Here is a 25,077-nt window from a genome sequence, read left to right as displayed (position 1 = left end):
CAATAATATTTGCAATAATTATCCCCTATACTAATAATATTCTACGAAACTTGCCTATTTCCTTTTTTATTTTTGAATATTTTTCATTTTTTATAATTAATTTCTGCTCATAAATTATTCCTCATAACGAATAATGAATTCCTTATATAGTATGACAAATAATGATTGGTTCACTTCCTTTACTCTTTGGTAATTATTTTCATTGACCAAAGAACGTTTGTTCTGCTATAATTATAAAAAAGAACATTTGTTCTAAGTTAAAGGAAGATGTATTGCCATGTTTATTACTTCATTTGCCGTAAATCCATCCGGTCAATCTTTAAACGGCACACTTTATTCGAAACTTGAAACCGGCGTTATTGTTGCTATTGCTCCTAATGGAAATATGAAACCATTATATTTTGAATACAAAGATTTGTCAGGAAATGACAATTACATTAAAATTAATGAAGTTTTTGACCCGAAAGAAGATTATTATGCCGGCCTTCCAATGATTGTTTATTCCTGTACTGCATTTATCAGTAATAAGTGTCAGCCCTGCTTACTTCGTTACCATATATTGGAGCATTTCTGGGAATTGATGTACTAATCTAACTTAGTACACTTTTCATAGTATAGGTCAATGCAAAAAAGAAGCTTGAAACAGGATTTTATCCACTTTCATGCTTCTGCTATATTTTTATCTTTAATTACTCTGTAAATAAAAAATCGAGGCGACAAGATTTGAACTTGCGACCTCTGCGTCCCTAACACAGCGCTCTAGCCAAGCTGAGCCACGCCTCGATTGTCACCGCGAAGTTTTTATTGCGTTTCACAGTAGTTATATAATATAATACTTTTAGCGAAAAATCAAGTGCTAATTATTAATTTTTTCAATTTTTTCAATTGTATAATAAAGTAGAAAAATTATGGAGGTCCCACAATGGACATAAAGAGAAATTATCAGAAAGAATTAGAGCAGGTTCTTTCCACCCTGACCCAAAAAGAGGTTACCCCCACTCTCCTGCTTCATAGCTGCTGTGCACCTTGCAGCAGTTACGTCCTGGAATATTTAAGTCAATATTTCAACATTACCATCTTTTATTATAATCCCAATATTTCTTTTGAAGATGAATATTATCGGAGAATTGAGGAGCAAAATCGCCTTATCCGTTCCCTTCCAGTGAAAAATCCAATCCGCTTTTTACAGGGTTCTTATGAAACGGAACGTTTCTATTCTTTGGCAAAAGGCTATGAAACTGATCCGGAAGGCGGACCCCGCTGTTTTAGCTGTTATGAACTACGCCTTGATGAAACTGCACGTATTGCAAAAGAACAGGGCTTTAACTATTTTACTACTACCTTATCAATCAGCCCTCATAAAAACGCGTCAAAGCTTAATGACATCGGAGAGTCCATGTCAAAGAAATATGATACTCCCTACCTGTACTCAGATTTCAAGAAGAAGAACGGTTACAAACGCTCCATTGAGCTCTCCAAAGAATATGACCTTTACAGGCAGGATTTTTGCGGGTGTGTTTACTCCAAGGCTTACAATGAAAAACTCAGACAGCAAAATGCCATAGATAACCCAGAGCATATGTGATACACCGACTCCACGGGAGATAAAAATAACATTTTACTTAACCCAAACAGCAGAGGCAGTAAATCCATGTATACTGCCTCTGTTAACTTACTATCATTCTGCTATTTACTTTTTACTATTAAACCACTCAATTGTTGCGTTCTTCATCTCTTTCGGAATTTTATTATTATAAACCTCATCATAAAGCCAAGCTAATGTCTTCTTACTTAAATAACTTTTCATTTCATTTTCTGCTTCCACCATTACAACTTTAATTAAACAGGGGCATTTCGTATATTCATCCGGTAAATTATCTTTATTAAGCAATATATTATTCTGTCTTATTTCCGCACATTGAAAAAATGGTTCCCTTCCTTCTACCGCTTCTACGACATCCCAGAAAGTTATATCCTCTGCATTTCGAGCTAAAGCATAACCTCCTTTTACACCTGGAATGGATTTTATAATGCCTGTCTTGCTTAATTTTGCATATACTTTAGATAAGTAAGTTTCTGAAATGCCCTGAAAGGTTGCTAAATCCCTTATTCCAACAGATTTACCTTCTTCCATATTCACCATATATAATAAGCAATGTAATGCATATTCTACTCCGACTGAAAATTTCATACTTAATACTCCTTTTTCATATTCTTCTGCTCTTAAATATAATATCCTAATATTTATCCTCATTCAAGATAATCATTCAGAAACTAATCTTTCTATTGACATTTTCAAAAATAAATTATATTATAATTAAAGATATATGTTATCGACGATACTAATTATCCATATTCAAAAAAGAAGGAGAGATAGGATGTTTACAGAAAAATTTTTTGAAGTATTGAACAAAGAAGGAGTTGTTTCAATAGTAACCAGTTCTAATAACGAGGCTCATATTGCTAATACCTGGAATAGCTATTTAATTGTTTTAGATGATAACAAAATATTAATTCCTGCTGCTGCCATGATTAAAACAGAAGAAAATATCATTGTTAACCCTAAGGTTAAATTAACACTTGGCAGTAAAGAGGTTATGGGATACAAATATATGGGAACCGGCTTCTTATTGGAAGGAACTGCTAAATTGTTAAAAGAGGGAGAAAATTTTAATAAGATGAAAGAAAAATGCCCATTCCTTACAAGAACATTGGAAGTGAGCGTTACCTCCTGTAAACAAACATTGTAATTTTGATAGTAAGGATTAATTCATGCCCAGAAGAATTAGTACCTCAGAATGTATCGGTTGTGGTACATGCCAAAGAGTATGTCTCATTGGATGTATTACAGAAGGGGACTCTAAAAAAAGAGTAATCAGCGAATCCACATGTGTTGACTGCGGTGCTTGCCAAATGGTTTGTCCTAAAAAATGTATTTCTAAAGTAATGATTGGTAACCATACTATATATTTTTAATTTATCCTGACAGCACCAGGAAGTACTCTTGGTGCTGTGTTTTTCTGTAAGAAAAAAGCCCCCCTCGAGGATGCTTAAAAAGATTCCAATGTTCTGGATAATATTCTAGCCCAGAAAGTATAGACAGTCAAAATTTTTTTCAATAGTTCCAAACATGAAAAAAGGCACTCATTTCTGAGTGTCTTAATTTTTGTTTATTCGCTCTAGCCCTTGATTTTACAAGGATTAAGAGTTCCCGACGGGACTTGAACCCGAGACCTTTACCTTACCAATGGGACTTTTTTATTTTCTACGTACCTCTGTGTACGTTCGCAAACCTTGATTCTACTCACCTTTTCATCTTCTATTCTTTGTAATCAATGGTTAACATTTGCTCATTTTTGTGAAAACAGTCACCATTTAGTTACCATGATGATATTTTAATCTACGTAATTTTTATAACGGTATATAGCCTCCTTATTTTTATATTCATTACTAAATTTTATTGCTTCTTCATCACTAGAGGCTATAGCATAATCACTGCTATTTCTATATCCTGAATAACAAAATAATGATACAAATATAATAAATATTGGAGTTACAATAATCCTCGCCCAGAAAGCAAAATTTTGATTAACCATTCCGAATATATTAATAACTATAATTATAAAACATGTACCAATAACTAAAACATATGTCAACCCAAACATAATTCCAGCTTTTGCAATTTTTCGAATTTGTTTGACATCATAATATTGTAAACTGTATTCATGTTCTGGTACTATTAAACCATTTAAATTCTCCATCTTTAAAAATTTCAAAATATATTTATGTGAATATACTCTTATACCCAATTTATCTACAAAAGGGTTTTTCTTATGTATTATTTGTTCTTGATATCCCAACGCTATAATTAATTTTTCTTTTTTATTGCATTTCCTTATCATATAAGCATGCCCTAATTCATGTACCAGAGTCTCTAGTAACAATAAAATATATAATATTAGTACAAGAATAGCACGAAATAATAATGACACCGTTTATACCTCCTCAATATAATTATTTATCATTATATAACCCTACAATATATCAATATTAACCTACATAATTGATTTTTTATGCCAAATTAAAGTCAATATCTTATTTGTCTCATATTTTCAGTAAATCAATTTGTTATCTAAACAGAAATTGTTCTTATTTAAATCACCCTATTTTTCTAACTTTTCTTATTCTAATGGTATTATTGAAATCCAATCAAGGAATACTGTCCACTGGTGGCAGATATTTAAAAGAACATGCTTCCAATAAGTAATGGTGTTTATTGATGCCAGAATATCCGGCTATAATAAAGTCCGTTTTACAACGTTTATAGCAGGAGCAAACGCGTTTTTAAAGGAAACTTAAACCTTTAAGAGCACTTCTTCCAATCTTAAAATATCTAAAAATACTTCTACAGCATGTACAAAAAGTGGACATTATCCACACTATTATATGGTAAATAAAATATACTTTCTCTATGAAGAATACCTACCAAAACAAGACAACTCTATGCAAGAGAAAATATTATTATTCCTCTTAAAAATATATACTACAGATTGTTTTTTATGATCCTGTTTTATATATCCTCTTTAGAAAAGCATCCCGAAGGATGCTTAAATCGTCATACTATTCTCTTACTCTTATATAAATCTGACCTATTTCATTGCCTTCTTCATCTGTAGCAATAACCACTGTTAATCCTTCACTGACAGCAGTAACTTTACCTTTACTTGATACTGTAGCAACTGTTAAATCTAATGAAGACCAATTAACCTTAACGGTATCTGTTAAATCATCGACTGTAAGCCTACAAGTCTTTCCCACCTTTAAATCAACAGCCAATCTATAATCCTTGGCATCATCTACTACTAAGACATTAATATAATCTGTGTACGTTCCATCTCCACTCGTAACTGTTATCATCGTATTACCTGGAGCTAAAGCTGTAACCACACCATTTGCATCTACTGTGGCAACCGTATCGTTAGATGATGTCCAAATCATTTCGAGGTTTTCATCTAAGTCCTCATCCACACTTAATTGTAATTGCTCTTTCACTTCAAGAACTACTTTCAATTTTCTTACATTTGATATTTCCTCAACTTTACTTCCCCAAGCAAATTGACCTCCATAAACACCAATGTTGGCAGTTGTTCCATCGGGGTTCTGACCTATACCTGCATTTTTCCATCCAGAGCTTGTAATATTATAATTTGAATCCACAGTCACATTATATAAACAATTGGTTTTAGTTCCCCTGTATGGATCAATAGAATTCGAAGTTGAGGCACTGTTTAAGGCTGAACCTGTAATTGAATCAGCTATGTAGTATTTACTACTTGGGGATCCTAAGAATAAGCAATTTTCAACTTTAATATTTGCATCGCTTACTACCCCATGTACCCCACCGTATCCACCTGCAATCACACAATTATAAAATTCATTCATCCAGTTATCTCCTGCCAGGTGGTAATATGCATTTGTACTCTTGAATATAATTCCATATAAACTTACCTTTATTCTATATGAATAATTATTCTCAATAACCATCCATTCTTTTACATTGGTAAACGAAACTTTTCCCATGGTTTCAGCTAACAATGATATCTTCATTTTATTATATCTTGCGTTTAGATTATTTGAATTGCCTTTAAAAATATTACTAACATCATACGTTCCATCTTTGATTATTATAGCTCCATCTTCTCTGCAGTTAGCGTCTAAATAATCAAAGCCTTTAACAACTGTTTTAAATGGTTTATTTTTGCTACCATCACCAGTAGTATCATTGCCATTGGTTCCATCAATGTAAACAATTTCTTTAAATTCCAGTGTTGTATTGTTTACTTTCAGAAACTTAGAAACAGGATTACTACCCTCAGCCAGCACTGTCTTGCTTGAAAAATTTAATAAGCTCAAAACAACGACTAGTATCACAAAACTTAATCTTTTTAAACTCTTCATCTTTTATCCCTCTCTTTTGCATGGTAATAAATGGTATAATTCCATATAATACCACACAATACTATATTATTCAATATAAAACCACCCTTTTCCAGAGTGGTTTTCAGGAGTATATGTATAAGGAGCCTCCGTCAAGGAGAATGGAATCGGCAGGTTTCGAACCTAATATCTTGCACCCTACAGCGCTTACTCTGTCCATGCTGAGCTACGATTCCATGTAAGCCATGTTCAACAGATACATGGCAAACACCGCATTCATTGTTTGTTTTCACGCGGTCTATTATATGCAGTGACTCTTAGACCTCTCTGCCATCAATAATTATCGTATTAAATGGGACTATTACATCTACTTCTGAGTTTTTGAAAAGAGTTCATAGCAGGAAAATTACTACCTTGTCTTCCTCCCATCATCTATAAGAAGCTTTAAGAATAGTACTAAAGCGAACTCAGACTATACTAACTCTTTATCCTTTTTGAGTATTGAATAACAGGAAAAACTCTATAATGTAGCATTATCACTTAAAATTAAGATAAGTCTTGGAGACCAGTGGCAAGGTTGTGAGGGCTAGAACTGGCAAGATTCCAATCACATTTTTATACAGTGGAACGGCAAACAGATGAATATCCACACCGTATCAAACTTTCAAGGATATTATCCACAAATACAACGCTACCATTGAGGATGAATCTTTAAAACTCCCTAATATACCCTTGCACGGATTAAGGCATACCAGTGCCACGGTATTAATTTCGGAAGACGTTGATGTTCGAACTGTGTCAGCCAGGCTTGGACACGCTCAGACCAGCACCACCATGAATATATACGCTCATAGTTTAAAAGAATCAGATAAAAAGGCCGCTGACAAATTAGATAAATTATTTAACACACAGGTTCAAAAGCAAACAGTTACCAAATAGTTATCATGGCATAAAAAAGGCACCCGCTAAAGGATGCCTTTTAACTTTTTAAATCGCTCTAAGCCTTGATTTCACAGGCTTTTCTAGAGAGCTCCCGACGGGACTTGAACCCGAGACCTTTACCTTACCAAGGTAACGCTCTACCGACTGAGCTACGGGGGCAATAAGTACTTTATAATTCTTTTAGTACCTTATTAAGCTTTAATTTAATTCTTTGCAAGGCATTATCAATTGACTTAGGTTCCTTCATAAGCTTGTCAGCTATCTGGGTATAAGTATAATCGCTTAAATACAAATCTAAGACGTTTTTTTCAAACTGACTTAAATGCCTTACGAGTTCATATTCTAACATACTTGTACTCTCTTTGTCAATAACCAATTGCTCAGGATTTGAAATTTTATTCTCATACATTAGGTCAACCAACGATTCTTTTTCGTCCAAATCAGTGTTTTCACCATAGGCTGGGGTGTAGAGGGATACATATGTATTTAAGGGAAAGTTTTTTTTCCGGTTGGAAGCTTTAATCGCACTATATATTTGCCTGGAGATACAAAGGTCAGCAAAATTATAAAATGAGTTATCCATATCCAGCTTATAATCCCGTATAGCTTTGTAAAGCCCTATCATTCCCTCCTGTATCAAATCATCCTTATCTCCTCCAATGAGATAAAGAGCCTTTGCCTTTTTCCGTACCAAGTTTTTATACCGGTTTAACATATAATCCATGGCATCAGAACTTTCACCATGGATTAAGGTGATAATATCCTCATCTGATAAAGCATCCCAACTATACTCTGGCATATTATCAGCCTCCCGATTTTAAAATAAATTTTAAGTGCCTCTTACACATTTTCAGAATAGTAATAAATCCATAAAGCTGGATTGACATAATCCCATAACCACCAAGTATTCCGGTAATAAGACGCCTTCGGTTATTTGATATTCGTATATTAAAATATTGGAGCAGCCAATCCATTAACATATATATACCTCCAAGAAACGCCAATGCTCTTTTTACTCCAAATCCTATATATAATGGGACAGCCAGGATATAACCAAGAATCACACCGGTACATCTTGCACATATTGGAAACTGATAGCCTCGAAAAAAGAAACTGCGGTGAGGAAGCTGATGACAACCGGTATGCTCTCCCCATGCCATCCACTTTTTCCAAGTCTGATACCCTTTTTTTCTGAGAATTTCCTTTAATCCCTTCACCTGTTCCATTTCTTTAAACTCTGAACTTTCTTCCACAGTGACTGCATACCCAGAATGCTTTTTTCGTCATCGTACCGCTTCCCATACCTAACAGTCCACATAGCCAGCCAATGGGCCCAAGAATTAAATACCCACAACAGCCTTTAAAAAACCCAAATCCCTTTTGTCTGGATTCTACTTCTTCAACAATATGGCAATTAACTGAACCACATGAGGGACATCTCATCCTAACACCTTTTCTACCAAAGTTTCAGTACGAACCGTCTTTGGATTACCTTTCTGTTATGACTTTTTCTTACGTACAGTTTATCATAGGAATATACCGATTTCAACAAAGATTATGCCACCAATGTTTGTAACATAGCACGAATACCACCTTTTCACTTAGCGTCCTTTTCTAAGACAGTATATTCTTACTTATCTTTATTCCGGCACAACACCGTCAACAAACTTTACAGTACCTATTTCATCCCCTTTACTGTCTTTAAATACATATGTCTTATTGTTGCCATCTTCACTTTGCAAAGTTCCTATACTTCCAAGAAGTGAACTTACTGCTTCTAAAGTCATGCCTGGTTTAACATCTGCTATGCCATCTGTGGGATTATCAGAAGGGTTATCTGTTCCCGGTTCTTCTGTTACACTTCCCTGGTTATACAAGATAGCATTCACAGCTTTCGTCACTTTAACTTTACAAGTATATGTGCTTTTTCCTATCTTGGCAGTTATAACTGCTTCCCCCGTTTTCTTAGCTTTAACATTTCCTTTTTTATCAACACTGGCAACCGCTTTATTGCTACTGCTCCACTTTACAGTCTTTTTCGTATCCAACACCCTAAGGGTTACAGTCTCCCCCACCATCATCGCATAACTTTTACTGCTAATTCTGGCTGCTTCTACTATCTCAAGGTTTGCAGCAATCAATAACAGCACCAAAAGAACCATTACCACATTTTTTAGTTTTTTCATACAAATAACCAATCCTTTCCGATGCCTGCATACTTTGGGTCACAGGCACAAATTTGTCTTATAATATTTCATGCTAATCTCCATACATACCGCAAGTTTGCTACAGTATTGCTTAAATAGAACCATAAAATACATTGTCAGTCACATTCAGCCTTTACCTCGCAATTATGTGACTCCATTAAGTATATAATAACATATTTATACATAGGAAACTAGTGTATTTTCTATTTCTGACTATAATGGGACAAATATCTTATATCTGTTCACATAGTTTCTTTAAAAATCTGTAAATTATATATCAACCTAGCAGTTCAATGCGGCAATCTACAACCATTCTTATTATATCTGTCGGTAATATAACTATTTTTAAGCTCTTTATAACCGTAATAGTAAAATACGCTTCTCTATTGAACCTAAGATTATATTAGTATATAATTTTCTTTAGAGAGTGTGCAGACACTCCTAAGCTTGTTTTATATATCTTTATTTTGCTATATTACAGAATAGGAGGTTACATGAATTCCTATATAGAAAAAATCAAAGACTATCAATACAGTAATCCTCTTACTTTATTTTACTGCGGCCACGAAAACTGTAAGCCCTGTTATAGTTATGGTCCCGCCATACGTCCCCACTATCTGGTTCATTTTATTTTAAAAGGAAAAGGAATCTATTATGAAGGAGGAAACACCCATACATTGAGTGCAGGTAATGGCTTTTTAATTACTCCTGGGCAGACTACCACTTACCGGGCAGACCTAGAAGACCCTTGGGAGTACTGTTGGATTGGTTTTGATGGCTATGAAGCTAAAACAATTTTAAAAAACTGTGGTTTGTCAGAGGAATCTTTAATATTCCAGATAAAAGTTGAGGTAATCAGGGACTGCCTATTAACACTGGTAAACAGTTTTCGAAACCAGCTTGGAAATGAGTACACTTATCTTAGTTATTTGTATCAGTGCTTTTCATTTCTAAAGCAAAACATAGGCATTAAACCGCAGGAATACACAGAAACATATTTGAAAAAAGCGATAGAATACCTTCATCAAAATTATTCTTATCCCATTCAAATCGGAGATGTAGCTCAACACATCGGAATTGACCGTACCTATCTATACAAGTTATTTATGCAGAACAAAAAGATTTCACCAAAACAATATTTAATTATATACCGCTTGCAGGTTGCCTGTCATCTCTTAAAAGAAACCGAACTAAGTATCTCAGAAATTGCATACAGCTGCGGCTTTCACGACGGCGCCGCCTTAAGCAGACATTTTAAAAATAAATACCGTATCTCCCCTATGGCATATCGAAAGTCATAGAATGCATATAAGTTGAAGATAGTTCAATTTTATGAATAAGTCATCAAAAAATTGAAAGGCGCGGGTATTAGGTTGAAAAATAAAAGCTTTTTTCAATATCTTGATTTATACGTGTGCTAATGCACACAGATTGGTGTTAAAATGAATTTCCCGGCACATATAAAAATATAATATAGATAAGAACTTATTTTTTAAATGACATATATTAATAGCAATAACGCTGTTCCTATACAGCCTCCGGAAAAGACAAGGTGAATCTGGCTTTTCTGGTTAAGCAGTTAATAGAAAGGAATGAAACGATATGAATCAAGTCTTGTTAAAGCAAATGAAAAGTATTGAGTTACAGGAAGAAAAATTCCTAAATCCCAAAGAGAACCTATTGTTTAAAGAAAAAGTGGCCCCAGTTCTTGATAAAATTCAGGATAAAATCCCAGAAAAGCTTGCTTCTACTTTAGAGACGGCTTTCTTTAAAGGTTTTCAGCTAGTATTCGAAAAAGGAAATACCTATATTGAAAAAACCTATAACAAAGAACAAAAGCTTCTGGATTATGATGTGAATAATTATGCTATAGACAAAAAATTATGTAACAGATTTATTAATAAGTTGGATAGATCCTCCCTGTATTCCAATGCAATCAATTCTTCTGTATCTATTGTGGAAGGCGGTCTGCTTGGTATGCTTGGAATCGGTCTTCCTGATATCCCCTTATTCATCGCCTTAATTATGAAAACGGTTTATGAAGTTTCTTTAAGTTATGGCCACGATTATGAAACCGATGAAACCAAAGGTTATATATTATTATTAATTCGCTCTGCTCTAGCAAAAGGTGATTTGCAAAAAACACTGAATGAGCAAACCGACAAATTAGGGTATCAATTAGACCATAAAGAAGCTATAACAGTCGATTTAGATGAGGAGATGCAATTAACTTCGAAGGCTTTATCTGATACGCTTTTAACTGCTAAATTTATTCAGGGAATTCCTGTAGTGGGCGCTGTGGGAGGTTTAATTAACTACAACATTGTACAAAAGGTAAGTCAATACAGTAAAATCAAATTTAAAAAAAGGTATTTGCTTAAAAAGTCCGAGATTAGTACAGATGTGATGTAATTACCTTATGCTATAAAACATATTACCATTTTTTCAACACCAACTTTTCACAAATAAAAGGGAAGACTGTCTAAACATTCTTACAGTCCTCCCTTTTTATGCATATCGTTACCTTATATGCTCTGTTTTATATTATTTTATTATACAATATTCTTCACTTATTATGCCAATCTTTGTCTTACGATTTCATAAGATAGAATCCCCATAGCAACAGAAGCATTGAGAGAGTCGATATTGCCAAGCATAGGAATCTTAGCTGTAAAATCACATTTTTCCTTAATAAGCCTTCCTACCCCCTCTCCCTCACTTCCTATTACAAGGCCAATGGGACCTTTTAAATCTACTTGATACATTGTCTCACCTTGCATATCGGCACAGACAAACCAAAGGCCCTTTTCTTTTAATTCTTCCATAGTTGCAGTAAGGTTTGTGACCTTGGCTACCGGCGTGTAATTAAGTGCACCTGCTGAAGTTTTAGCAACTGTAGCCGTTAAACCTACCGCTCTTCTTTTGGGTATAATGACCCCATGTGCTCCTGCCTGGTTAGCGGTTCTAATGATTGCTCCAAGATTGTGTGGGTCTTCAATACCATCGAGCAGAATTAAAAATGGAGCTTCCCCTTTTTCCTCAGCCGCTTTTAACATATCATCGACTTCAGCATATTCATAGGCTGCTGCATATGCAATAACTCCCTGATGTTTTCCGGTTTCAGATAATTGATCAAGTCTTTCCTTTTTCACAAAGGTTATTATCGTGTCACCTTTTCTGGCCTCTCTGGTTATTGATTTTATTGGCCCATCCTGGCAGCCATCTAATATAAACAGCCTGTCTATTGTTTTTCCGGCACGAAATGCCTCCAATATGGCATTGCGCCCTTCTATTGTAAATTCTTCATATCTCATTATTATACGTACCTTTCAAGTCCATTATGTTTATTTAATTATTTATTTCTAATCCTTTTCTTATAATCTCCAGTACCCTTTCAAATTCATTATTCAGATACAGATAGCCCATAAGTGCTTCAAAGCCGGTGGCTATCCTGTATTCTGTAATACTGGCATTCTTAGCTGAGGTAAAGGATTTTGCATTGCGACCTCTTTTATAAACTGCCAACTCCTCTTCCGTAAGCATGTCCTGGATTTTATGGAACATTTCCATTTGGGCAGGCGCTTTTACCAAGCTGCTTACTTTTTTATGCAGCTTATTTACTGGTGCATTTCCCCCCTCAACGACTATGGTCCGTATCACTAAATCATAAACCACATCTCCGATAAATGCAAGAGTAAGGGGCGAATATGTTTTTAAATCCGTATCCGGTAAATCCATATACTGTTTAATTCCCTGGATTAATTGAAGCTCTATGCTCTTTTCCATCTTACGCCTTCCCTGGTGTCTTCGAGTACAATCCCCTTCTCCAACAATAAATTTCTGATTTCATCTGCCTTTTTGAAATCTTTATTCTTTCTGGCGTCCTGTCTGTCCTGTATGAGCTGGTCAACTTCTTCATCCAACAGTTCTTCTTTTTTCTGCGCCTGTATACCAAGAATATCACTTAAGGATATAATTCGGTCCAGCACATTTTTTATAATCTCTTTTGAGTTTCCCGAACTCAACTTACTATTAGCCGTTTTAACGATTTCAAATATAGCTGCAATCGCATCAGCTGTGTTAAAGTCGTCATCCATCGCTGTATCAAATTTTGAGTTCAGGTTATCAACTTCTTTTAGTATTATCTGTTCTGCATCAGATAAAGTTTTTTCTTCTGCTGCTTCCAGTAAATGTTCCAGATTATAGGTTGCCGTAAGTATTCGCTCCAAGCCATTTTTTGAGGCCTCCATCAGTTCCCTGCTAAAATTAATAGGGGTTCTGTAGTGAGCACTCAGCATAAAGAAACGAAGCACTTGCAAAGGATATTTTTCACTAATTTCTCTTACCGTGAAAAAGTTGCCGTCAGATTTAGACATCTTCTTATTATCAATATTCAAAAAACCGTTATGCATCCAGTATTTAGCAAATTCTTTTCCATTGCAGGCTTCACTTTGGGCAATTTCATTTTCATGGTGGGGAAATACCAAATCTTCACCACCAGCATGTATGTCAATCTGTTCTCCCAAATACTTTCTGCTCATAACAGAGCATTCAATATGCCAGCCTGGTCTTCCGTCACTCCAGGGAGAGGTCCAGGAAGGCTCCCCTTCCTTCTTGGGTTTCCATAATACAAAGTCCATGGGGTCTTCTTTTTCTTCACTAACAGCGATACGTATACCTGCTTCTAGGTCTTCCAAATTCTTTTTAGATAACTTACCATATTCCGGAAAGCTTTTTGTCTTAAAGTAAACGGTTCCATTCTTCTCATAAGCATGCCCTTTTTCAATCAATGAATCAATCATCTCCACCATGCCTTCAATTTCTTCGGTTGCTTTAGGGTTTTTTGTAGCAGGTTTTACATTTAGTGCTTCTACATCCTTACGGAATTCGCTGATATAACGCTCAGAAATTTCTGCGGCACTAATACCTTCTTCATTTGCCTTTTTTATAATCTTATCGTCTACATCCGTAAAATTTGATACAAAATTTACTTCGTAACCCCTATATTCTAAATAACGCCTTACAGTATCGAATACAATGACTGGTCTGGCATTACCAATATGAATATAATTATAAACGGTTGGACCGCAGACGTACATTCGCACCTTTCCCTCTTCTAAAGGTATAAACTCTTCTTTTTTCTTCGATAACGTATTGTAGATTTTCATGCTGTTAACCAATCCTTTCTATATTTAGGTAGTATCTCTCTTCTAGCTGTTTCTTAACCACCCTTAAGATATCTCTAACTTTGTAATCCTATCATGGACTTGCTGTAATTCCTCTTTGAGTTTTTCATTCTCCTGCTGTAAGCGTATTAAATCATTATAAACCGGATCTGGTAAGTGTACCTGATCCATATCTTCTCTTGGAGTTTTAACATTATCCCTTTTAACCACGCGTCCGGGAACACCGACTACCGTTGAATTAGGAGGTATTTCTGATAGAACAACAGAGCCTGCACCGATTTTTGAATTTTCTCCAACGGTAAAAGAACCAAGCACCTTTGCGCCAGCACTTATCATAACATTGTTTCCGATGGTAGGATGACGTTTTCCGCTCTCCTTCCCGGTCCCGCCAAGGGTTACACCTTGGTAAAGGGTTACATTATCACCTAGTATGGCAGTCTCCCCAATCACCACTCCGTGTCCATGATCAATAAAAAGTCCTTTTCCTATGGTTGCTCCGGGATGTATTTCAATTCCAGTTTTTCTGACTGTACGCTGGGAAAACCATCTGGCTAAAAAATAATGCTTACTTTGGTATAATTTATGTGCAATACGGTATCTTAAGATAGCCCGGAAGCTGGGATATAAAAATACTTCCCAAGGTGTTTTTATGGCCGGGTCTCTTTCTTTTATTATCTTCATTTCTTCTTTAACATACTTAATTATCCCCATAAAATACCTCCAAATAATTTAAACCGGAGCGCAAAACGCATCCTCCCAGAGGGTCTCATCCATACAATTTCTAATGAAATAAAAAACTCCATCTCTGGTATTAACAAGAGACGAAGTTTATCCGCGGTTCCACTCTAATTCACAGCTGATTCTTAACTTTGCTGCAATCTTTTTGACAAGTAACGGCTGCTACCGGATTGTGCTAAACTTGTTGGTCTCACACAATCAGCTCCCAGATGCACTTCATTTATTTTCTGACAAAGAATGCTTTCAGCCGGTGACATCCTCTCTCTGCTGCCTTTAAACAAATTACTTTTCTGTTCTATGCTTTTTCATTATTATACCTTTATTCTATGCAATTGCAGGTAAATTGTCAATAGTATTTACTTTTACCAACACCCTATACTACATCATTGATCCTAAGAGGGGCATTGTAATTAATTTTATTCAGCTTATTAAGAATTATGTCTGGCTCTTTACCAGTGATACACGGTTTTAGTTCTTCTAAGGATAACTTCCCGAAAAATAGCCTTGTAAGACTGGCTATATTCATTGTTATCTCAGGTATCAAATCTGTTTTTATCATCTGGCAGCTTTCATTTGAGAATGTCAGTCGGTAATTGCCGCTATTTTCACTTAATATCTTATCTTCAACTTTAATAACAAGATTTATATCCTCCCTGGCAGACAGACCTTTGATAAAATGATTTAAGTTTACAATTCTTGTCATGATTGCAGGTCCATGATAATCAAGGGCTGCATTAGAATCTCTTTCAACTTCCTCATCCATAGGTAGTGCTGCCGCCATTGTACTCATAAACTCCCGCTTATTCTTTGAATGATAGAGAGCTTCTGCTATTTGAAGCCCTCCTTCCGTCATATAGGCTGTGTAGCCAAGTAATTCTCTATCCTGTAGGCAGAGTACCACACTTCCCTTACCACTTTCCATTTCAGCTATTAGTCTTTGATAATATGCCTGGGTTCGCAAGACATAAACCGTTGTTTGCTCTGCCAGTAAGGAATTAGAGAAATCTGTTAGTCTATTCAAATCATCGATATTCTTTGTATCCAGCCAAAGGGTTGTTATATCACCCTCTGTAGACAGACTTTCCTTTCGCGTTTCCTTTGCATCCAATATATATTTTTTCCAAGCTTCCTGTTCATAAACTATTCTAAAATCAAAGGGATAATAAATTGCTTCTGCTGCAGGCATCAGATAAGTAAAGGGAACCTTTTCTTGATTCATCAGATAAAGTGCTCTCTCAAGCAGTCTTTTCATTAAACCCTGTCTTCTGTCCTCTATCCTTGTTGCTACTCCGACAATATAATATGACTCTACTTTTTTACCTGCCACCATAAGGGTATATGGATTCAAATGAAGCATAGCACTTATCTGCTGTCCTTTATAGATTGTCAGTATACGGTTACCCGGTACCTTCCACTCAAAATAAAAGTCGGTATAAGCTTTGGTATCACCAAAACAGCCTCTCCACAACCTATAAATATCTTCTTTGACAGCTTCTAAACTTCTGCCGTCACAAGCTGCCTTTTGTATATCATCGTATAATTGATACTCCATAGTAACTCCTGTCTAGGGTATGTCTTAAATTTGCTTATATAAGCTGCAAAGTGGGGTGTCCATACGAAGCAATGTGTTTTAAGACACAGCCTGTTCTAATACAAATGTAGTAACATCTGCTCAATTGTACCTTTACTTATTGCACATATACATTTTAGCGTATTTGGTGGAGGTTATTACTGTCTGCTATGACAGCCGGAACAGCCGGAACAATTTCTTGTCTGACTAATATCACTATTAGCTACTCTGTCATCGTAACGATAATTATCAATAGAGGTTAATAAAACAATAGCATTACTTGATATCCCTGCACCCTCTCCTGTGAATCCAAGACCTTCTTCTGTAGTTGCCTTAATATTTACCTGTTCTATGGATATCTCCAAAGCCTCTGCGATATTCTTTACCATATCCGGTATATAAGGTGCCATTTTAGGTTTCTGTGCAATAATTGTAGCATCTATATTCTCTATAAAATATAATTTTGCGTCTAACAGGACTTTTACCTGTTTTAACAATTCTATACTAGATACTCCACGAAAGGCTTCCTCCGTATCAGGAAAGTGTCTTCCTATATCCCCCAGAGCTGCTGCTCCCAATAAAGCATCCATTACAGCATGGGTTAATACATCCGCGTCGGAATGCCCCAGTAAACCTTTTTCATAGGGTATTTTAACCCCTCCTATAATCAAGTCACGTCCTTCTACAAGACGATGCACATCATATCCTTGACCTATTCTCATAAAAACTCCTATCTGTGTGCTCTAAGTGCTTCTTGCACTAGCCCTATCTGCACTTGTATTTGCACACTTACAATTAAAATAATCTATCTCTTACTATATGCCCAGCTTCTAATAAATTTGGCACCGCCATCAATCAATCACTATTCTGCGAAGTTTGACATAAGTATTAAACTTACATGTAAAAAGTTATTTTACTCTAAAACCAAACTGTTTATAAATAAAACAATTATAATTACAGTCTTATTATATACTAACTGAAATAGTATAATCTACCCTATTCTTAATATTTTGTATTATTGATAAATACTATTAAGTAATACTATTATAAAAAGACTTTCACTTGAATTTTATACAATAAAAAAAGATTGCCAACGACAATCCCTAAAAGTAGCGAAGGACGGATTTGAACCGCCGACACTGCGGGTATGAACCGCATGCTCTAGCCAACTGAGCTACTTCGCCATATATAAATAAAGAACAAACCTTGTCCTATATTTTTTGGTAAAAATGGGACCTATAGGGCTCGAACCTATGACCCTCTGCTTGTAAGGCAGATGCTCTCCCAGCTGAGCTAAGATCCCATAATGTACTGCTTTTCAACAGGTACTTTTACATTATATTTACGAATCTACTTTTTGTCAAGCATATTTTAAAAATAATTTTATAATTTTAAATGAAACATTTAATCTTGTAAAATACCTACAAAATTCCTCTATTTTAATACTCATACTATGTTCTCACTTCTAAAAACACCCGGACCTATAATTGGTCACAAAATCGTAATCCGGATGTATTTAGGAATGAATCCAAAGAAAAACTATAAACGAAAGAATTTCATTTCTTTTTCCAAATTTTCTGCGGTAACTGCCAGTTCCAACGCATCTCTTCCAACCATTTCACTGTTTTCTATTACCTGCTTTGCATGTTCTAACAGTTCTTCAGTAGTCGCCACTATTTCTTCTGCTCCTGCTGACTGTTCCTGCGTAATGGCTGCAACTGAAGTTGCAACATTATCAACCTCTTTTATTCTGTCTATCATTTCAATTACAAGATGACGGGTGTTGTCCACTGCGTTATATATGGTTTCAAAGGTCTGACTGGTATTGTTGATTAATTTTGAACTGCTTTGAATACTTCCTACGCTCTCTTTTGTCCTGTCTACCGTGATTTCTACTAATCCATTGATTCCATGAATTAATTCTGCTATATTTTTTACTGCTCCTGCACTGGTTTCGGCAAGTTTTCGAATCTCCTGGGCTACCACGGCAAATCCCTTACCCGCTTCACCTGCTCTTGCCGCTTCAATGGCTGCATTCAGTGACAGCAAATTAGTTTCTTCGGCTATATCCCCAATAAGTCCTATGATATCATTTATTTTAACAGTGGAAGCTCCAACCTCTTCCACCGCCATTTCCAGATGCTTGATGTCTTTTTCCACTGTTGCCATGGCATCCTTTATTCTGGTCATATCATCTCTTCCCTGCACGGATAACTGTACCGTGGTTTCCGTCTGACTGGCGGCATCTTTCCCGATTGTTTCTGTCTGAGCAACCACCATCGCCAGTGCTGATGCATTCTCTGCCACCTGCCCTACCGATTTTGCAAGTTCATCAACTGTAATATTTAACTCATGCATGGAATCTGACTGTATCTTTGCGGAATTAGACAGTGTTTCTGAAACCTTGCCGTTTTTTTCAGCCTGACTATTAAACTGAGTGGTCATTCTAGTAACTTCCGTTATAATTGTTTGCAAAGTATTTATGAACTTAACCAGGCTTTTGCTCATAACAGCTACCTCGTCACGGCCTTTTACAGTTAACGCCACTGTAAAATCTCCCTCTGTTATCTGCTCTATGGTTCCTGTCAGTTTTTTCACCGGCTTTAATATAATATGTATAGCCCGTTCTAACACAAGCATTAGGAAAAGAATGGATATCACAGCTGTGATACTGATAAATAATTGAAGTTCATTTAACGCACCAAGTACTTCAGAACTGGATACATAGGAGGCTAATAGCCAATCCGTATTATCTACCGGCTGTAAATAAGCTAGATAAGACTGGTTTCCATCTTTAATAGAAAATACCTCTGCGTTTTCATTATTTATCTGTTTTGTAATTTCACGTAATATCCCGTTATCAAGGTCCTCTGTCAGCTTTAGGGCATTTAAGCTTTTATCCTTATGAGCAATAATCGTGTTCTGCTTACCGTCAATTAATAAAATTGTCCCGGTTTCCATTAACTTCATATTCATTACCATATTAGAGACTTCTGAAAGAAAAATATCTGCTGCTGCAACCTTGTTAACGCCATCGATGGATTTTACTTTTGCAGAAGCACTTAATACAAATTCGCCCGTATTGGCATCCACATAAGCAGCACCAAAAGCAAATTCTTCTCTTTTAACGCCTTCTTTAAACCACTCTCTGTCTGTTACTACATAATCGGCAGGTGGTACAAAATCAAACGCATTAAGTACCTCTCCCCGATCGGTACCGATATAAACACCTAAAGGAAAACTATTATTTTTATTCATAGTAGATGCAAGATAATTAATAGTCTGGGTATCGTCCAACTCTACCTGCTCTACTGTATTTTTTACTTGATTAAGGGTTGATATAATATCTTGAGACCAGGTCTTAATTTCATTAGCATTGGCAGCAGATATGGATTTTACTACTCTGTTTCCATAGTTTAAAATAATCCCTTTAGACACTTGAAATGTAACTGCTAATAAGGCAATAATCAACACAACACTAATTGGTATTACAATGGATATTAATTTTGTTTTCGTTCCAATTATCCGGCTTTTTTCCGCTTTTTTCCCTCGTATTTTCTTCATAGAACCCAACTTTCTGTAAAATTTTTCAACTTTCCATTACCATATACTCACTTTCATTGATTGTAAAATATATTATTTTATTAGTCAAGTCGATTTCCCATAAACTCTTACAGAAAACGGTGGTAATACGGTTGTTTTTTCTTTACAATCTCTTCCTTTTGATTCATAGACAAATACTATTCCCGCCTGAAATAAAGGCTCTTTTCTTTAGTAAAGATTGCCTAAAACAACCACTGTTTTTGTATAAAGAAAAGCCTGGTTTACATTAAACCAGACCTTTCTTCACCTTGTATATTTATACTTTATCTGTTAAGATTTGAAGGAGAAAATCCCATGGGAAGAAGCTCCTCTAAGGTATATATCCAATAATCATTTTCCGATTTTGCTAAAATAACCAGAAAGCTTTTAGGATTGCAGAATTCCATCATAACCTGCCGACACACTCCACAAGGAGGACAATAATCAGTCAGCACTCCGTTTTTTCCTCCTACAATGGCTATTGCCAGAAAGTCCTTATTCCCTTCACTTATAGCTTTAAAAAATGCAGTTCGCTCAGCACAGTTGGTTGGTGTATAGGTAGCATTTTCTATGTTACAGCCTTTAATTATCTGATAATCCTTTGTTAACAAGGCGGCTCCTACTTTAAATTCCGAATAAGGAGTATAGGAATAATTCAAGCTATCAATAGCTTCACGAATTAATTGTTTGCATGTGTCTTCTTTTAATATACCTACCAGTTCCTGTCCGCTTAATGTTGGAACCAATTCTTCCTGCTTTCTGCAAGCCAATTGATTTTTATCGATACCATTAATTTCTGTAGCCATAAAATCACTCCTTATAAAATTCTTCATTGCTAAACTCATCTTCTATGTGCTCTAGTGTAAAAATTCATACACCACACAAAGCAAGCTATTGAAAAATAGGTTTTGTCTTTTAATCTATTATACTATATTTGATTTGTGTTCGCAATTTATTAATTAATTCTTAGTATTTACGTATATATCCATTGCTTATTTTTTTTATCATGCTATACTGATAGTATTGCTGTTTTATTCTGGCACAATACATAGGACAGAGGGTTTATTTTATCATGAATGTAGTACAAAAAACAAAACATTTTTTCTCTGTAAAAGGAATGATCAAACCTCAGCTGGTAACTGGCGAACTTCCCCCAACAAAAGAAGTGTATCAGGATTTTCTTAAGGTAGCCTGGCCATCAGCATTGGAATCCTTACTGGTAGGCCTTGTAGGCTCTGTAGATACCATAATGGTAGGAAGCCTTGGTAAAGGAGCTATTACCGCAGTGGGCATTACCAATCAGCCAAAGTTTATTCTTCTTGCAATGATATTTTCCTTAAATATAGGTATTACTGCTGTTGTAGCACGCAGAAAAGGTCAAAATGATAGAGAAGGTGCCAATCGCAGTCTAAGAGCAGGTATCTTGTTGAGCTTTATCATAGCTTTAACAATGGCTATCCTAGGCTCTATCTTTGCTGCTCCAATCTTAAGGTTTTCAGGTGCTGAGTCCTCCTATTTTCAGGATGCTGTCAGTTATTTTAGAGTACTAATGGTCAGTATCTTCTTTACTTCACTTAACCTCACAATTAATGCTGCTCAAAGGGGAAGCGGTAATACAAAAATCTCGATGCGTACTAACATAGTATCTAATCTGGTTAATGTTGTATTTAATTACTTCCTTATTAACGGTATCGGCTTTTTTCCAAAGCTTGGTGTAACAGGTGCTGCTATTGCAACCTGTCTCGGTTCTATTGCAGCCTGTATTATCTCAATTGCTACCTTGTTAAGAAAAGATTCTTTCTTGAGCCTCAGAGTTAAGGGAAGCTGGCGACTTACCAAAGAAGTTTTGACTCCTATTACAAAGGTTGGATCCAGCGCTTTTATAGAGCAGGTTTTTATGAGAATAGGATTTTTAGTATATGCCATTCTTGTAGCGAAACTTGGTACAACAGCTTATGCCACTCATTTAATTTGCATGAATATTCTCAACCTGTCTTTCTGTTTTGGAGATGGATTTTCCATTGCAGCCTCATCCTTAGTTGGTCAAAGTCTTGGTAGAAAAAGACCTGACATGGCAATTATTTATGGAAAAGCAGGTCAAAGACTTGCTTTTATGGTCTCAACCCTGTTATTTATCTTTTTTATAGGCACAGGAAAATATCTGATTACCTTGTTTAATTCAGAACCTGAGGTGGTACTCTTAGGCTCTGGGATAATGATTATTATTGCCTTTACCACACACGCACAAACCTCTCAGGTTATTATGTCTGGCTGTCTAAGAGGTGCCGGAGACACTATCTTTGTTGCCATTGTATCTATGATTAGTGTAACACTAATCCGTCCCTTTCTTACCTGGCTTTTATGCTTTCCGGTTGACATGGGTCTTTATGGCGCCTGGATTGCATTATGTGGTGATCAGATTTTAAGGCTGGTATTAAACTTTATACGATTTTCCAACGGCAAATGGACTAAAATCACTTTATAAAACATTCTTTTATTTATAGTTTAGCCAATTGACTAAAAAAAAGGCTCCTTTAAATTCCTTAATAAACAGACTTAAAAACATATTGCCATAACATGTCTTTAAAAACAGTTTATTATAAGGATACTAAAGGAGCCTTCTTTATTGTTTGCCTACTTTATAATGACTTATGCTTTATAATTTATTTTCGCAGATTTCCATGCACAAAATCAGCAATATCTTTCATTGCTTCTTCACTGACATTTGCTTTTACCATGTATTCTGAGGAACCGGAAGCTCCTTCTCCTGCTGTCATAAAGTGATTCAGGCGTTCGTAGCTTTTGAATACCCAATTGGGGCTCTGTTCAAAGTTGTTTTTCCACATGGAATACTGCTTCGTTGTTACCTGGTAATCTCTCTCTCCCTGCATTACCAAAACCGGCACCCGGATTTCCTTAGCAAGTTCAATTGGATTGTAAGCTGCCATATCAATCCAGTAATCCTTATAAGCACCTAACACTACCTGATTTTCAGTAATCTCTTCCGGGTTCTCTAAAAGTTTAACTTGTTCTTTTACCTTATCAATTATACTCTTCTCTTCATCCGTCACGGAACCATCTTCTTTTGCTAAATACTCATATTGCAAAAGAATATATTCCTTCATATGCTCAGCAGGTGCTGCCATGAAGATAACCCCGGCTGCTTCTGCTTCTTTTGCGATTCTTGGAAGAGCATAACCGCCAAGACTGTGTCCCAAGATAAATATCCTGTCAGGATTAACGTTTACTAGTCCTCTTACCATATTAAAGGCAGTTACAACATCTTCAATCGTTTCGTCGTATAAAGTAATATTTTTATTTTCCAGCATCTCTTGTCCGTACCTATAGTTTCTTTTGTCATAACGAAACGTAGCCACACCCTGCTTGGCCAGATACCAGGCTATATCCCTAAAAGGTTTATTTTCATAGATACTCTCATCTCTGTCAGATGCACCTGAACCATGTACCAGAATTACAACCGGATATCCCTCTCCCTGAAATGGATGAGCAATTACATCCGGCAATGTCAATGTACCTTCTAATGCAAATCCTCCACTCGTAAAGGTGTAATTTGTTTCTGTTACACCTTCCGGTATACTTTCAGCGGCAGGCGCGCCTTTGTCATTATACTCGGCATAAGTAAATCCTACTATATTCTGTTTTGCATCAAAGGCCACCTGATAATTAAAATTCAGCTTTGATGCCTTGGCCGGCAGCACAACGTACTGGTACGCACCTACTGACAGAAGATATGGCTCCTTTAATTCTTTTAATTCACCATACATCTCATTGTAGTAAATAACTGCACTTATAGTGTCCTGTGCAGTTATTGCTTTTTGCATGTTTTCGTCATAGTTGTAAGCTTCCTTTAGCTTATCAAAATCCTCTGCTGATAAATCCTTGACAAATTCCTGCGCAATGGTTGTATTCTCCCCACTTACCTTAGTATACGTAGTCTCATTCAACGTTTCTGAGACTTCTTCTTGCCCGAATGTATTCTCTGCTTCTTCAGTGGGCTTTGGTTGGTTTTGCGGTGTATCAGCTGGTTTCTTTTGACATCCAACGCTAAGCACAATAACTGCAAGGAAAAGCAAACAATAAATTATTCTTTTCATATAAACTCCCATCTGTGTGCTCAACTGCTACATGCACGAGTACTGTATACATAAATATGTATGACGAGTGCGACATACACTTACACACTTAAAAATCAGAATGTTGTTTGGCAATACCGGTTACGATTTTGCTTGATATCCTACTATTCCCATGATACTATAATGAAATAATAACAAATCAATCTTAGCAGTCTAAATAACTGCTGAAATACCTATATGAAAGCTTCCAAAATAGTTGCTACATTTAATAGGAGGTACCTATGAAAATTTCTACCAAGGGCCGTTATGCCCTTCGATTAATGTTAGATTTAGCCCTTCACAATACGGGTGAATATATAACAATTAAGAGTATTGCAGCAAGGCAGGAAATTTCTGATAAATACCTGGAACAAATTATTACCCAACTTAGCAAAGCCGGATATGTCAAAAGTACACGGGGTTCCCAAGGCGGTTATCGTCTGGCAAAGCCACCGGAAGAATATACCGTAGGAATGATTCTCCGTCTCATTGAGGGAAGTCTGTCGCCTGTCGCCTGTTTAGAGGATGAACCGAATCAATGTAACCGCAGCGGACACTGTGCTACCTTAGACGTATGGCAAAAATTAGATAATGCCATTCGAAATGTAGTAGATAATATAACTTTAGCAGACCTGGTTGATAAACAAAACAGCTTAACAGGAAATGACTATGTTATCTAAACTCTCATTTCGAAGCGTGTTAAATAATTACGAAACAGCTATTCTATGTTCCTTATTTGTCCCACTTGTATAATACCCTATTCTCCTTGTGAACACAATAGC

The 25,077-nt window shown here is 36.0% G+C and carries 25 protein-coding genes, 4 tRNA genes and 1 other annotated feature; of the genes, 9 read left to right on the top strand and 20 right to left on the bottom strand.

What is annotated here, in order from left to right; all coding sequences use genetic code 11:
* Nucleotides 1–277 precede the first annotated feature (277 nt).
* Nucleotides 278–589, top strand: coding sequence for a hypothetical protein (locus tag acsn021_RS04650; protein ID WP_184090388.1), 312 nt, complete (start codon nucleotides 278–280; stop codon nucleotides 587–589).
* Nucleotides 590–708: 119 nt separating this feature from the next.
* Here acsn021_RS04650 and acsn021_RS04645 read toward each other — a convergent pair.
* Nucleotides 709–783: transfer RNA gene (locus acsn021_RS04645), tRNA-Pro, on the bottom strand.
* 139 nt (nucleotides 784–922) lie between these two features.
* Between acsn021_RS04645 and acsn021_RS04640 the strand changes: the two genes are divergently transcribed.
* A complete protein-coding gene (locus acsn021_RS04640; RefSeq protein WP_184090385.1) occupies nucleotides 923–1,585 on the top strand; it encodes an epoxyqueuosine reductase QueH in 663 nt (220 codons plus the stop codon).
* A 105-nt stretch (nucleotides 1,586–1,690) separates the two neighbouring features.
* Here acsn021_RS04640 and acsn021_RS04635 read toward each other — a convergent pair whose 3' ends face one another.
* Entirely contained in the window at nucleotides 1,691–2,191 is a 501-nt protein-coding gene (locus acsn021_RS04635; protein WP_184090382.1) for an Rrf2 family transcriptional regulator, read from the bottom strand.
* 187 nt (nucleotides 2,192–2,378) lie between these two features.
* On the opposite strand from acsn021_RS04635, the gene acsn021_RS04630 reads away from it, so the two are divergent.
* Together acsn021_RS04630 and acsn021_RS04625 are read left to right on the top strand one after the other, a co-directional pair.
* The gene (locus tag acsn021_RS04630; protein ID WP_184090379.1) at nucleotides 2,379–2,750 is read left to right on the top strand and encodes a pyridoxamine 5'-phosphate oxidase family protein; all 372 of its coding nucleotides are present in this window, start codon (nucleotides 2,379–2,381) and stop codon (nucleotides 2,748–2,750) included.
* Nucleotides 2,751–2,772: 22 nt separating this feature from the next.
* Nucleotides 2,773–2,976: an indolepyruvate ferredoxin oxidoreductase subunit alpha gene (locus acsn021_RS04625; RefSeq protein WP_184090376.1), complete on the top strand. Its 204-nt coding sequence runs from the start codon at nucleotides 2,773–2,775 to the stop codon at nucleotides 2,974–2,976.
* 419 nt (nucleotides 2,977–3,395) lie between these two features.
* Here acsn021_RS04625 and acsn021_RS04620 read toward each other — a convergent pair whose 3' ends face one another.
* Both acsn021_RS04620 and acsn021_RS04615 read right to left on the bottom strand, forming a co-directional pair.
* The gene (locus acsn021_RS04620) at nucleotides 3,396–3,992 is read right to left on the bottom strand and encodes a hypothetical protein (RefSeq protein ID WP_184090373.1); all 597 of its coding nucleotides are present in this window, start codon (nucleotides 3,990–3,992) and stop codon (nucleotides 3,396–3,398) included.
* Nucleotides 3,993–4,620: 628 nt separating this feature from the next.
* On the bottom strand, nucleotides 4,621–5,958 hold the full coding sequence (locus acsn021_RS04615; RefSeq protein ID WP_184090370.1) for an Ig-like domain-containing protein: 1,338 nt from the start codon (nucleotides 5,956–5,958) through the stop codon (nucleotides 4,621–4,623).
* Nucleotides 5,959–6,579: 621 nt separating this feature from the next.
* Between acsn021_RS04615 and acsn021_RS23205 the strand changes: the two genes are divergently transcribed.
* Nucleotides 6,580–6,876, top strand: a complete 297-nt coding sequence (locus acsn021_RS23205) for a tyrosine-type recombinase/integrase (RefSeq protein ID WP_184090977.1) — start codon at nucleotides 6,580–6,582, stop codon at nucleotides 6,874–6,876.
* Nucleotides 6,877–6,965: 89 nt separating this feature from the next.
* Here acsn021_RS23205 and acsn021_RS04605 read toward each other — a convergent pair.
* The 5 genes from acsn021_RS04605 to acsn021_RS04585 all read right to left on the bottom strand — a co-directional run bounded on the left by acsn021_RS04605 (nucleotide 6,966) and on the right by acsn021_RS04585 (nucleotide 9,065).
* A tRNA-Thr gene (locus acsn021_RS04605) sits at nucleotides 6,966–7,038 on the bottom strand.
* 10 nt (nucleotides 7,039–7,048) lie between these two features.
* The gene (gene sigH, locus acsn021_RS04600; protein ID WP_184090367.1) at nucleotides 7,049–7,678 is read right to left on the bottom strand and encodes an RNA polymerase sporulation sigma factor SigH; all 630 of its coding nucleotides are present in this window, start codon (nucleotides 7,676–7,678) and stop codon (nucleotides 7,049–7,051) included.
* A 4-nt stretch (nucleotides 7,679–7,682) separates the two neighbouring features.
* Nucleotides 7,683–8,132, bottom strand: coding sequence for a DUF2085 domain-containing protein (locus tag acsn021_RS04595; RefSeq protein ID WP_243182319.1), 450 nt, complete (start codon nucleotides 8,130–8,132; stop codon nucleotides 7,683–7,685).
* The gene (locus acsn021_RS04590) at nucleotides 8,110–8,322 is read right to left on the bottom strand and encodes a hypothetical protein (protein WP_184090364.1); all 213 of its coding nucleotides are present in this window, start codon (nucleotides 8,320–8,322) and stop codon (nucleotides 8,110–8,112) included. The genes acsn021_RS04595 and acsn021_RS04590 overlap by 23 nt, the downstream gene beginning before the upstream one ends.
* 197 nt (nucleotides 8,323–8,519) lie before the next feature.
* On the bottom strand, nucleotides 8,520–9,065 hold the full coding sequence (locus acsn021_RS04585) for an Ig-like domain-containing protein (protein WP_184090361.1): 546 nt from the start codon (nucleotides 9,063–9,065) through the stop codon (nucleotides 8,520–8,522).
* A 515-nt stretch (nucleotides 9,066–9,580) separates the two neighbouring features.
* On the opposite strand from acsn021_RS04585, the gene acsn021_RS04580 reads away from it, so the two are divergent.
* Nucleotides 9,581–10,387 carry an AraC family transcriptional regulator gene (locus tag acsn021_RS04580; RefSeq protein WP_184090357.1) on the top strand — a complete coding sequence of 269 codons (807 nt, stop codon included), beginning with the start codon at nucleotides 9,581–9,583 and terminating at the stop codon, nucleotides 10,385–10,387.
* A 301-nt stretch (nucleotides 10,388–10,688) separates the two neighbouring features.
* Entirely contained in the window at nucleotides 10,689–11,498 is an 810-nt protein-coding gene (locus acsn021_RS04575) for an EcsC family protein (protein ID WP_184090354.1), read from the top strand.
* Nucleotides 11,499–11,659: 161 nt separating this feature from the next.
* Here acsn021_RS04575 and rlmB read toward each other — a convergent pair whose 3' ends face one another.
* From rlmB to acsn021_RS04525, 10 genes are all read right to left on the bottom strand, one after another.
* A complete protein-coding gene (gene rlmB, locus acsn021_RS04570) occupies nucleotides 11,660–12,400 on the bottom strand; it encodes a 23S rRNA (guanosine(2251)-2'-O)-methyltransferase RlmB (protein ID WP_184090351.1) in 741 nt (246 codons plus the stop codon).
* Between the two features lie 34 nt (nucleotides 12,401–12,434).
* Entirely contained in the window at nucleotides 12,435–12,872 is a 438-nt protein-coding gene (locus acsn021_RS04565) for a Mini-ribonuclease 3 (RefSeq protein ID WP_184090348.1), read from the bottom strand.
* Nucleotides 12,857–14,254: a cysteine--tRNA ligase gene (cysS, locus tag acsn021_RS04560; RefSeq protein ID WP_184090345.1), complete on the bottom strand. Its 1,398-nt coding sequence runs from the start codon at nucleotides 14,252–14,254 to the stop codon at nucleotides 12,857–12,859. The genes acsn021_RS04565 and cysS overlap by 16 nt, the downstream gene beginning before the upstream one ends.
* 63 nt (nucleotides 14,255–14,317) lie before the next feature.
* Nucleotides 14,318–14,983 carry a serine O-acetyltransferase EpsC gene (epsC, locus tag acsn021_RS04555; protein WP_184090342.1) on the bottom strand — a complete coding sequence of 222 codons (666 nt, stop codon included), beginning with the start codon at nucleotides 14,981–14,983 and terminating at the stop codon, nucleotides 14,318–14,320.
* Between the two features lie 103 nt (nucleotides 14,984–15,086).
* Nucleotides 15,087–15,317, bottom strand: a binding site (T-box leader).
* A gap of 66 nt (nucleotides 15,318–15,383) precedes the next feature.
* A complete protein-coding gene (locus tag acsn021_RS04550) occupies nucleotides 15,384–16,562 on the bottom strand; it encodes a GNAT family N-acetyltransferase (protein WP_184090339.1) in 1,179 nt (392 codons plus the stop codon).
* A gap of 176 nt (nucleotides 16,563–16,738) precedes the next feature.
* Nucleotides 16,739–17,302 (bottom strand): 2-C-methyl-D-erythritol 2,4-cyclodiphosphate synthase, encoded by a 564-nt coding sequence (gene ispF, locus acsn021_RS04545; protein WP_184090336.1) that lies wholly within the window; start codon nucleotides 17,300–17,302, stop codon nucleotides 16,739–16,741.
* A 388-nt stretch (nucleotides 17,303–17,690) separates the two neighbouring features.
* Nucleotides 17,691–17,764: transfer RNA gene (locus acsn021_RS04540), tRNA-Met, on the bottom strand.
* 46 nt (nucleotides 17,765–17,810) lie between these two features.
* Nucleotides 17,811–17,883 (bottom strand) — tRNA-Val (locus acsn021_RS04535).
* Between the two features lie 236 nt (nucleotides 17,884–18,119).
* Nucleotides 18,120–20,144 (bottom strand): methyl-accepting chemotaxis protein, encoded by a 2,025-nt coding sequence (locus tag acsn021_RS04530; protein ID WP_184090333.1) that lies wholly within the window; start codon nucleotides 20,142–20,144, stop codon nucleotides 18,120–18,122.
* Between the two features lie 302 nt (nucleotides 20,145–20,446).
* Nucleotides 20,447–20,968 carry a cytidine deaminase gene (locus acsn021_RS04525; RefSeq protein ID WP_184090330.1) on the bottom strand — a complete coding sequence of 174 codons (522 nt, stop codon included), beginning with the start codon at nucleotides 20,966–20,968 and terminating at the stop codon, nucleotides 20,447–20,449.
* Between the two features lie 266 nt (nucleotides 20,969–21,234).
* On the opposite strand from acsn021_RS04525, the gene acsn021_RS04520 reads away from it, so the two are divergent.
* Nucleotides 21,235–22,647, top strand: coding sequence for an MATE family efflux transporter (locus acsn021_RS04520; protein WP_197978594.1), 1,413 nt, complete (start codon nucleotides 21,235–21,237; stop codon nucleotides 22,645–22,647).
* Nucleotides 22,648–22,825: 178 nt separating this feature from the next.
* On the opposite strand, the gene acsn021_RS04515 is transcribed toward acsn021_RS04520, so the two are convergent.
* Entirely contained in the window at nucleotides 22,826–24,277 is a 1,452-nt protein-coding gene (locus tag acsn021_RS04515) for an alpha/beta fold hydrolase (RefSeq protein WP_184090327.1), read from the bottom strand.
* A gap of 260 nt (nucleotides 24,278–24,537) precedes the next feature.
* On the opposite strand from acsn021_RS04515, the gene acsn021_RS04510 reads away from it, so the two are divergent.
* Nucleotides 24,538–24,975, top strand: coding sequence for an RrF2 family transcriptional regulator (locus tag acsn021_RS04510; RefSeq protein ID WP_184090324.1), 438 nt, complete (start codon nucleotides 24,538–24,540; stop codon nucleotides 24,973–24,975).
* Nucleotides 24,976–25,077 lie beyond the last annotated feature (102 nt).

The organism is Anaerocolumna cellulosilytica, assembly GCF_014218335.1.
Taxonomy (GTDB): domain Bacteria; phylum Bacillota; class Clostridia; order Lachnospirales; family Lachnospiraceae; genus Anaerocolumna; species Anaerocolumna cellulosilytica.
Note: the sequence above shows the minus strand (reverse complement) of the source record. Positions and strands in the feature narration are given on the sequence as shown.

What these genes read in the sequence shown, in the direction of transcription:
- acsn021_RS04550 (WP_184090339.1), bottom strand. Translation starts at nt 16,562, where the DNA reads ATGGAGTATCAATTATACGATGATATACAAAAGGCAGCTTGTGACGGC.
- acsn021_RS04640 (WP_184090385.1), top strand. Translation starts at nt 923, where the DNA reads ATGGACATAAAGAGAAATTATCAGAAAGAATTAGAGCAGGTTCTTTCC.
- acsn021_RS04510 (WP_184090324.1), top strand. Translation starts at nt 24,538, where the DNA reads ATGAAAATTTCTACCAAGGGCCGTTATGCCCTTCGATTAATGTTAGAT.
- sigH (WP_184090367.1), bottom strand. Translation starts at nt 7,678, where the DNA reads ATGCCAGAGTATAGTTGGGATGCTTTATCAGATGAGGATATTATCACC.
- acsn021_RS04590 (WP_184090364.1), bottom strand. Translation starts at nt 8,322, where the DNA reads ATGAGATGTCCCTCATGTGGTTCAGTTAATTGCCATATTGTTGAAGAA.
- acsn021_RS04630 (WP_184090379.1), top strand. Translation starts at nt 2,379, where the DNA reads ATGTTTACAGAAAAATTTTTTGAAGTATTGAACAAAGAAGGAGTTGTT.
- epsC (WP_184090342.1), bottom strand. Translation starts at nt 14,983, where the DNA reads ATGGGGATAATTAAGTATGTTAAAGAAGAAATGAAGATAATAAAAGAA.
- acsn021_RS04585 (WP_184090361.1), bottom strand. Translation starts at nt 9,065, where the DNA reads ATGAAAAAACTAAAAAATGTGGTAATGGTTCTTTTGGTGCTGTTATTG.
- acsn021_RS04580 (WP_184090357.1), top strand. Translation starts at nt 9,581, where the DNA reads ATGAATTCCTATATAGAAAAAATCAAAGACTATCAATACAGTAATCCT.
- acsn021_RS04575 (WP_184090354.1), top strand. Translation starts at nt 10,689, where the DNA reads ATGAATCAAGTCTTGTTAAAGCAAATGAAAAGTATTGAGTTACAGGAA.
- acsn021_RS04520 (WP_197978594.1), top strand. Translation starts at nt 21,235, where the DNA reads ATGAATGTAGTACAAAAAACAAAACATTTTTTCTCTGTAAAAGGAATG.
- acsn021_RS04515 (WP_184090327.1), bottom strand. Translation starts at nt 24,277, where the DNA reads ATGAAAAGAATAATTTATTGTTTGCTTTTCCTTGCAGTTATTGTGCTT.
- cysS (WP_184090345.1), bottom strand. Translation starts at nt 14,254, where the DNA reads ATGAAAATCTACAATACGTTATCGAAGAAAAAAGAAGAGTTTATACCT.
- acsn021_RS04635 (WP_184090382.1), bottom strand. Translation starts at nt 2,191, where the DNA reads ATGAAATTTTCAGTCGGAGTAGAATATGCATTACATTGCTTATTATAT.
- acsn021_RS04525 (WP_184090330.1), bottom strand. Translation starts at nt 20,968, where the DNA reads ATGGCTACAGAAATTAATGGTATCGATAAAAATCAATTGGCTTGCAGA.
- rlmB (WP_184090351.1), bottom strand. Translation starts at nt 12,400, where the DNA reads ATGAGATATGAAGAATTTACAATAGAAGGGCGCAATGCCATATTGGAG.
- acsn021_RS04530 (WP_184090333.1), bottom strand. Translation starts at nt 20,144, where the DNA reads ATGAAGAAAATACGAGGGAAAAAAGCGGAAAAAAGCCGGATAATTGGA.
- acsn021_RS04625 (WP_184090376.1), top strand. Translation starts at nt 2,773, where the DNA reads ATGCCCAGAAGAATTAGTACCTCAGAATGTATCGGTTGTGGTACATGC.
- acsn021_RS04565 (WP_184090348.1), bottom strand. Translation starts at nt 12,872, where the DNA reads ATGGAAAAGAGCATAGAGCTTCAATTAATCCAGGGAATTAAACAGTAT.
- acsn021_RS04650 (WP_184090388.1), top strand. Translation starts at nt 278, where the DNA reads ATGTTTATTACTTCATTTGCCGTAAATCCATCCGGTCAATCTTTAAAC.
- ispF (WP_184090336.1), bottom strand. Translation starts at nt 17,302, where the DNA reads ATGAGAATAGGTCAAGGATATGATGTGCATCGTCTTGTAGAAGGACGT.
- acsn021_RS04615 (WP_184090370.1), bottom strand. Translation starts at nt 5,958, where the DNA reads ATGAAGAGTTTAAAAAGATTAAGTTTTGTGATACTAGTCGTTGTTTTG.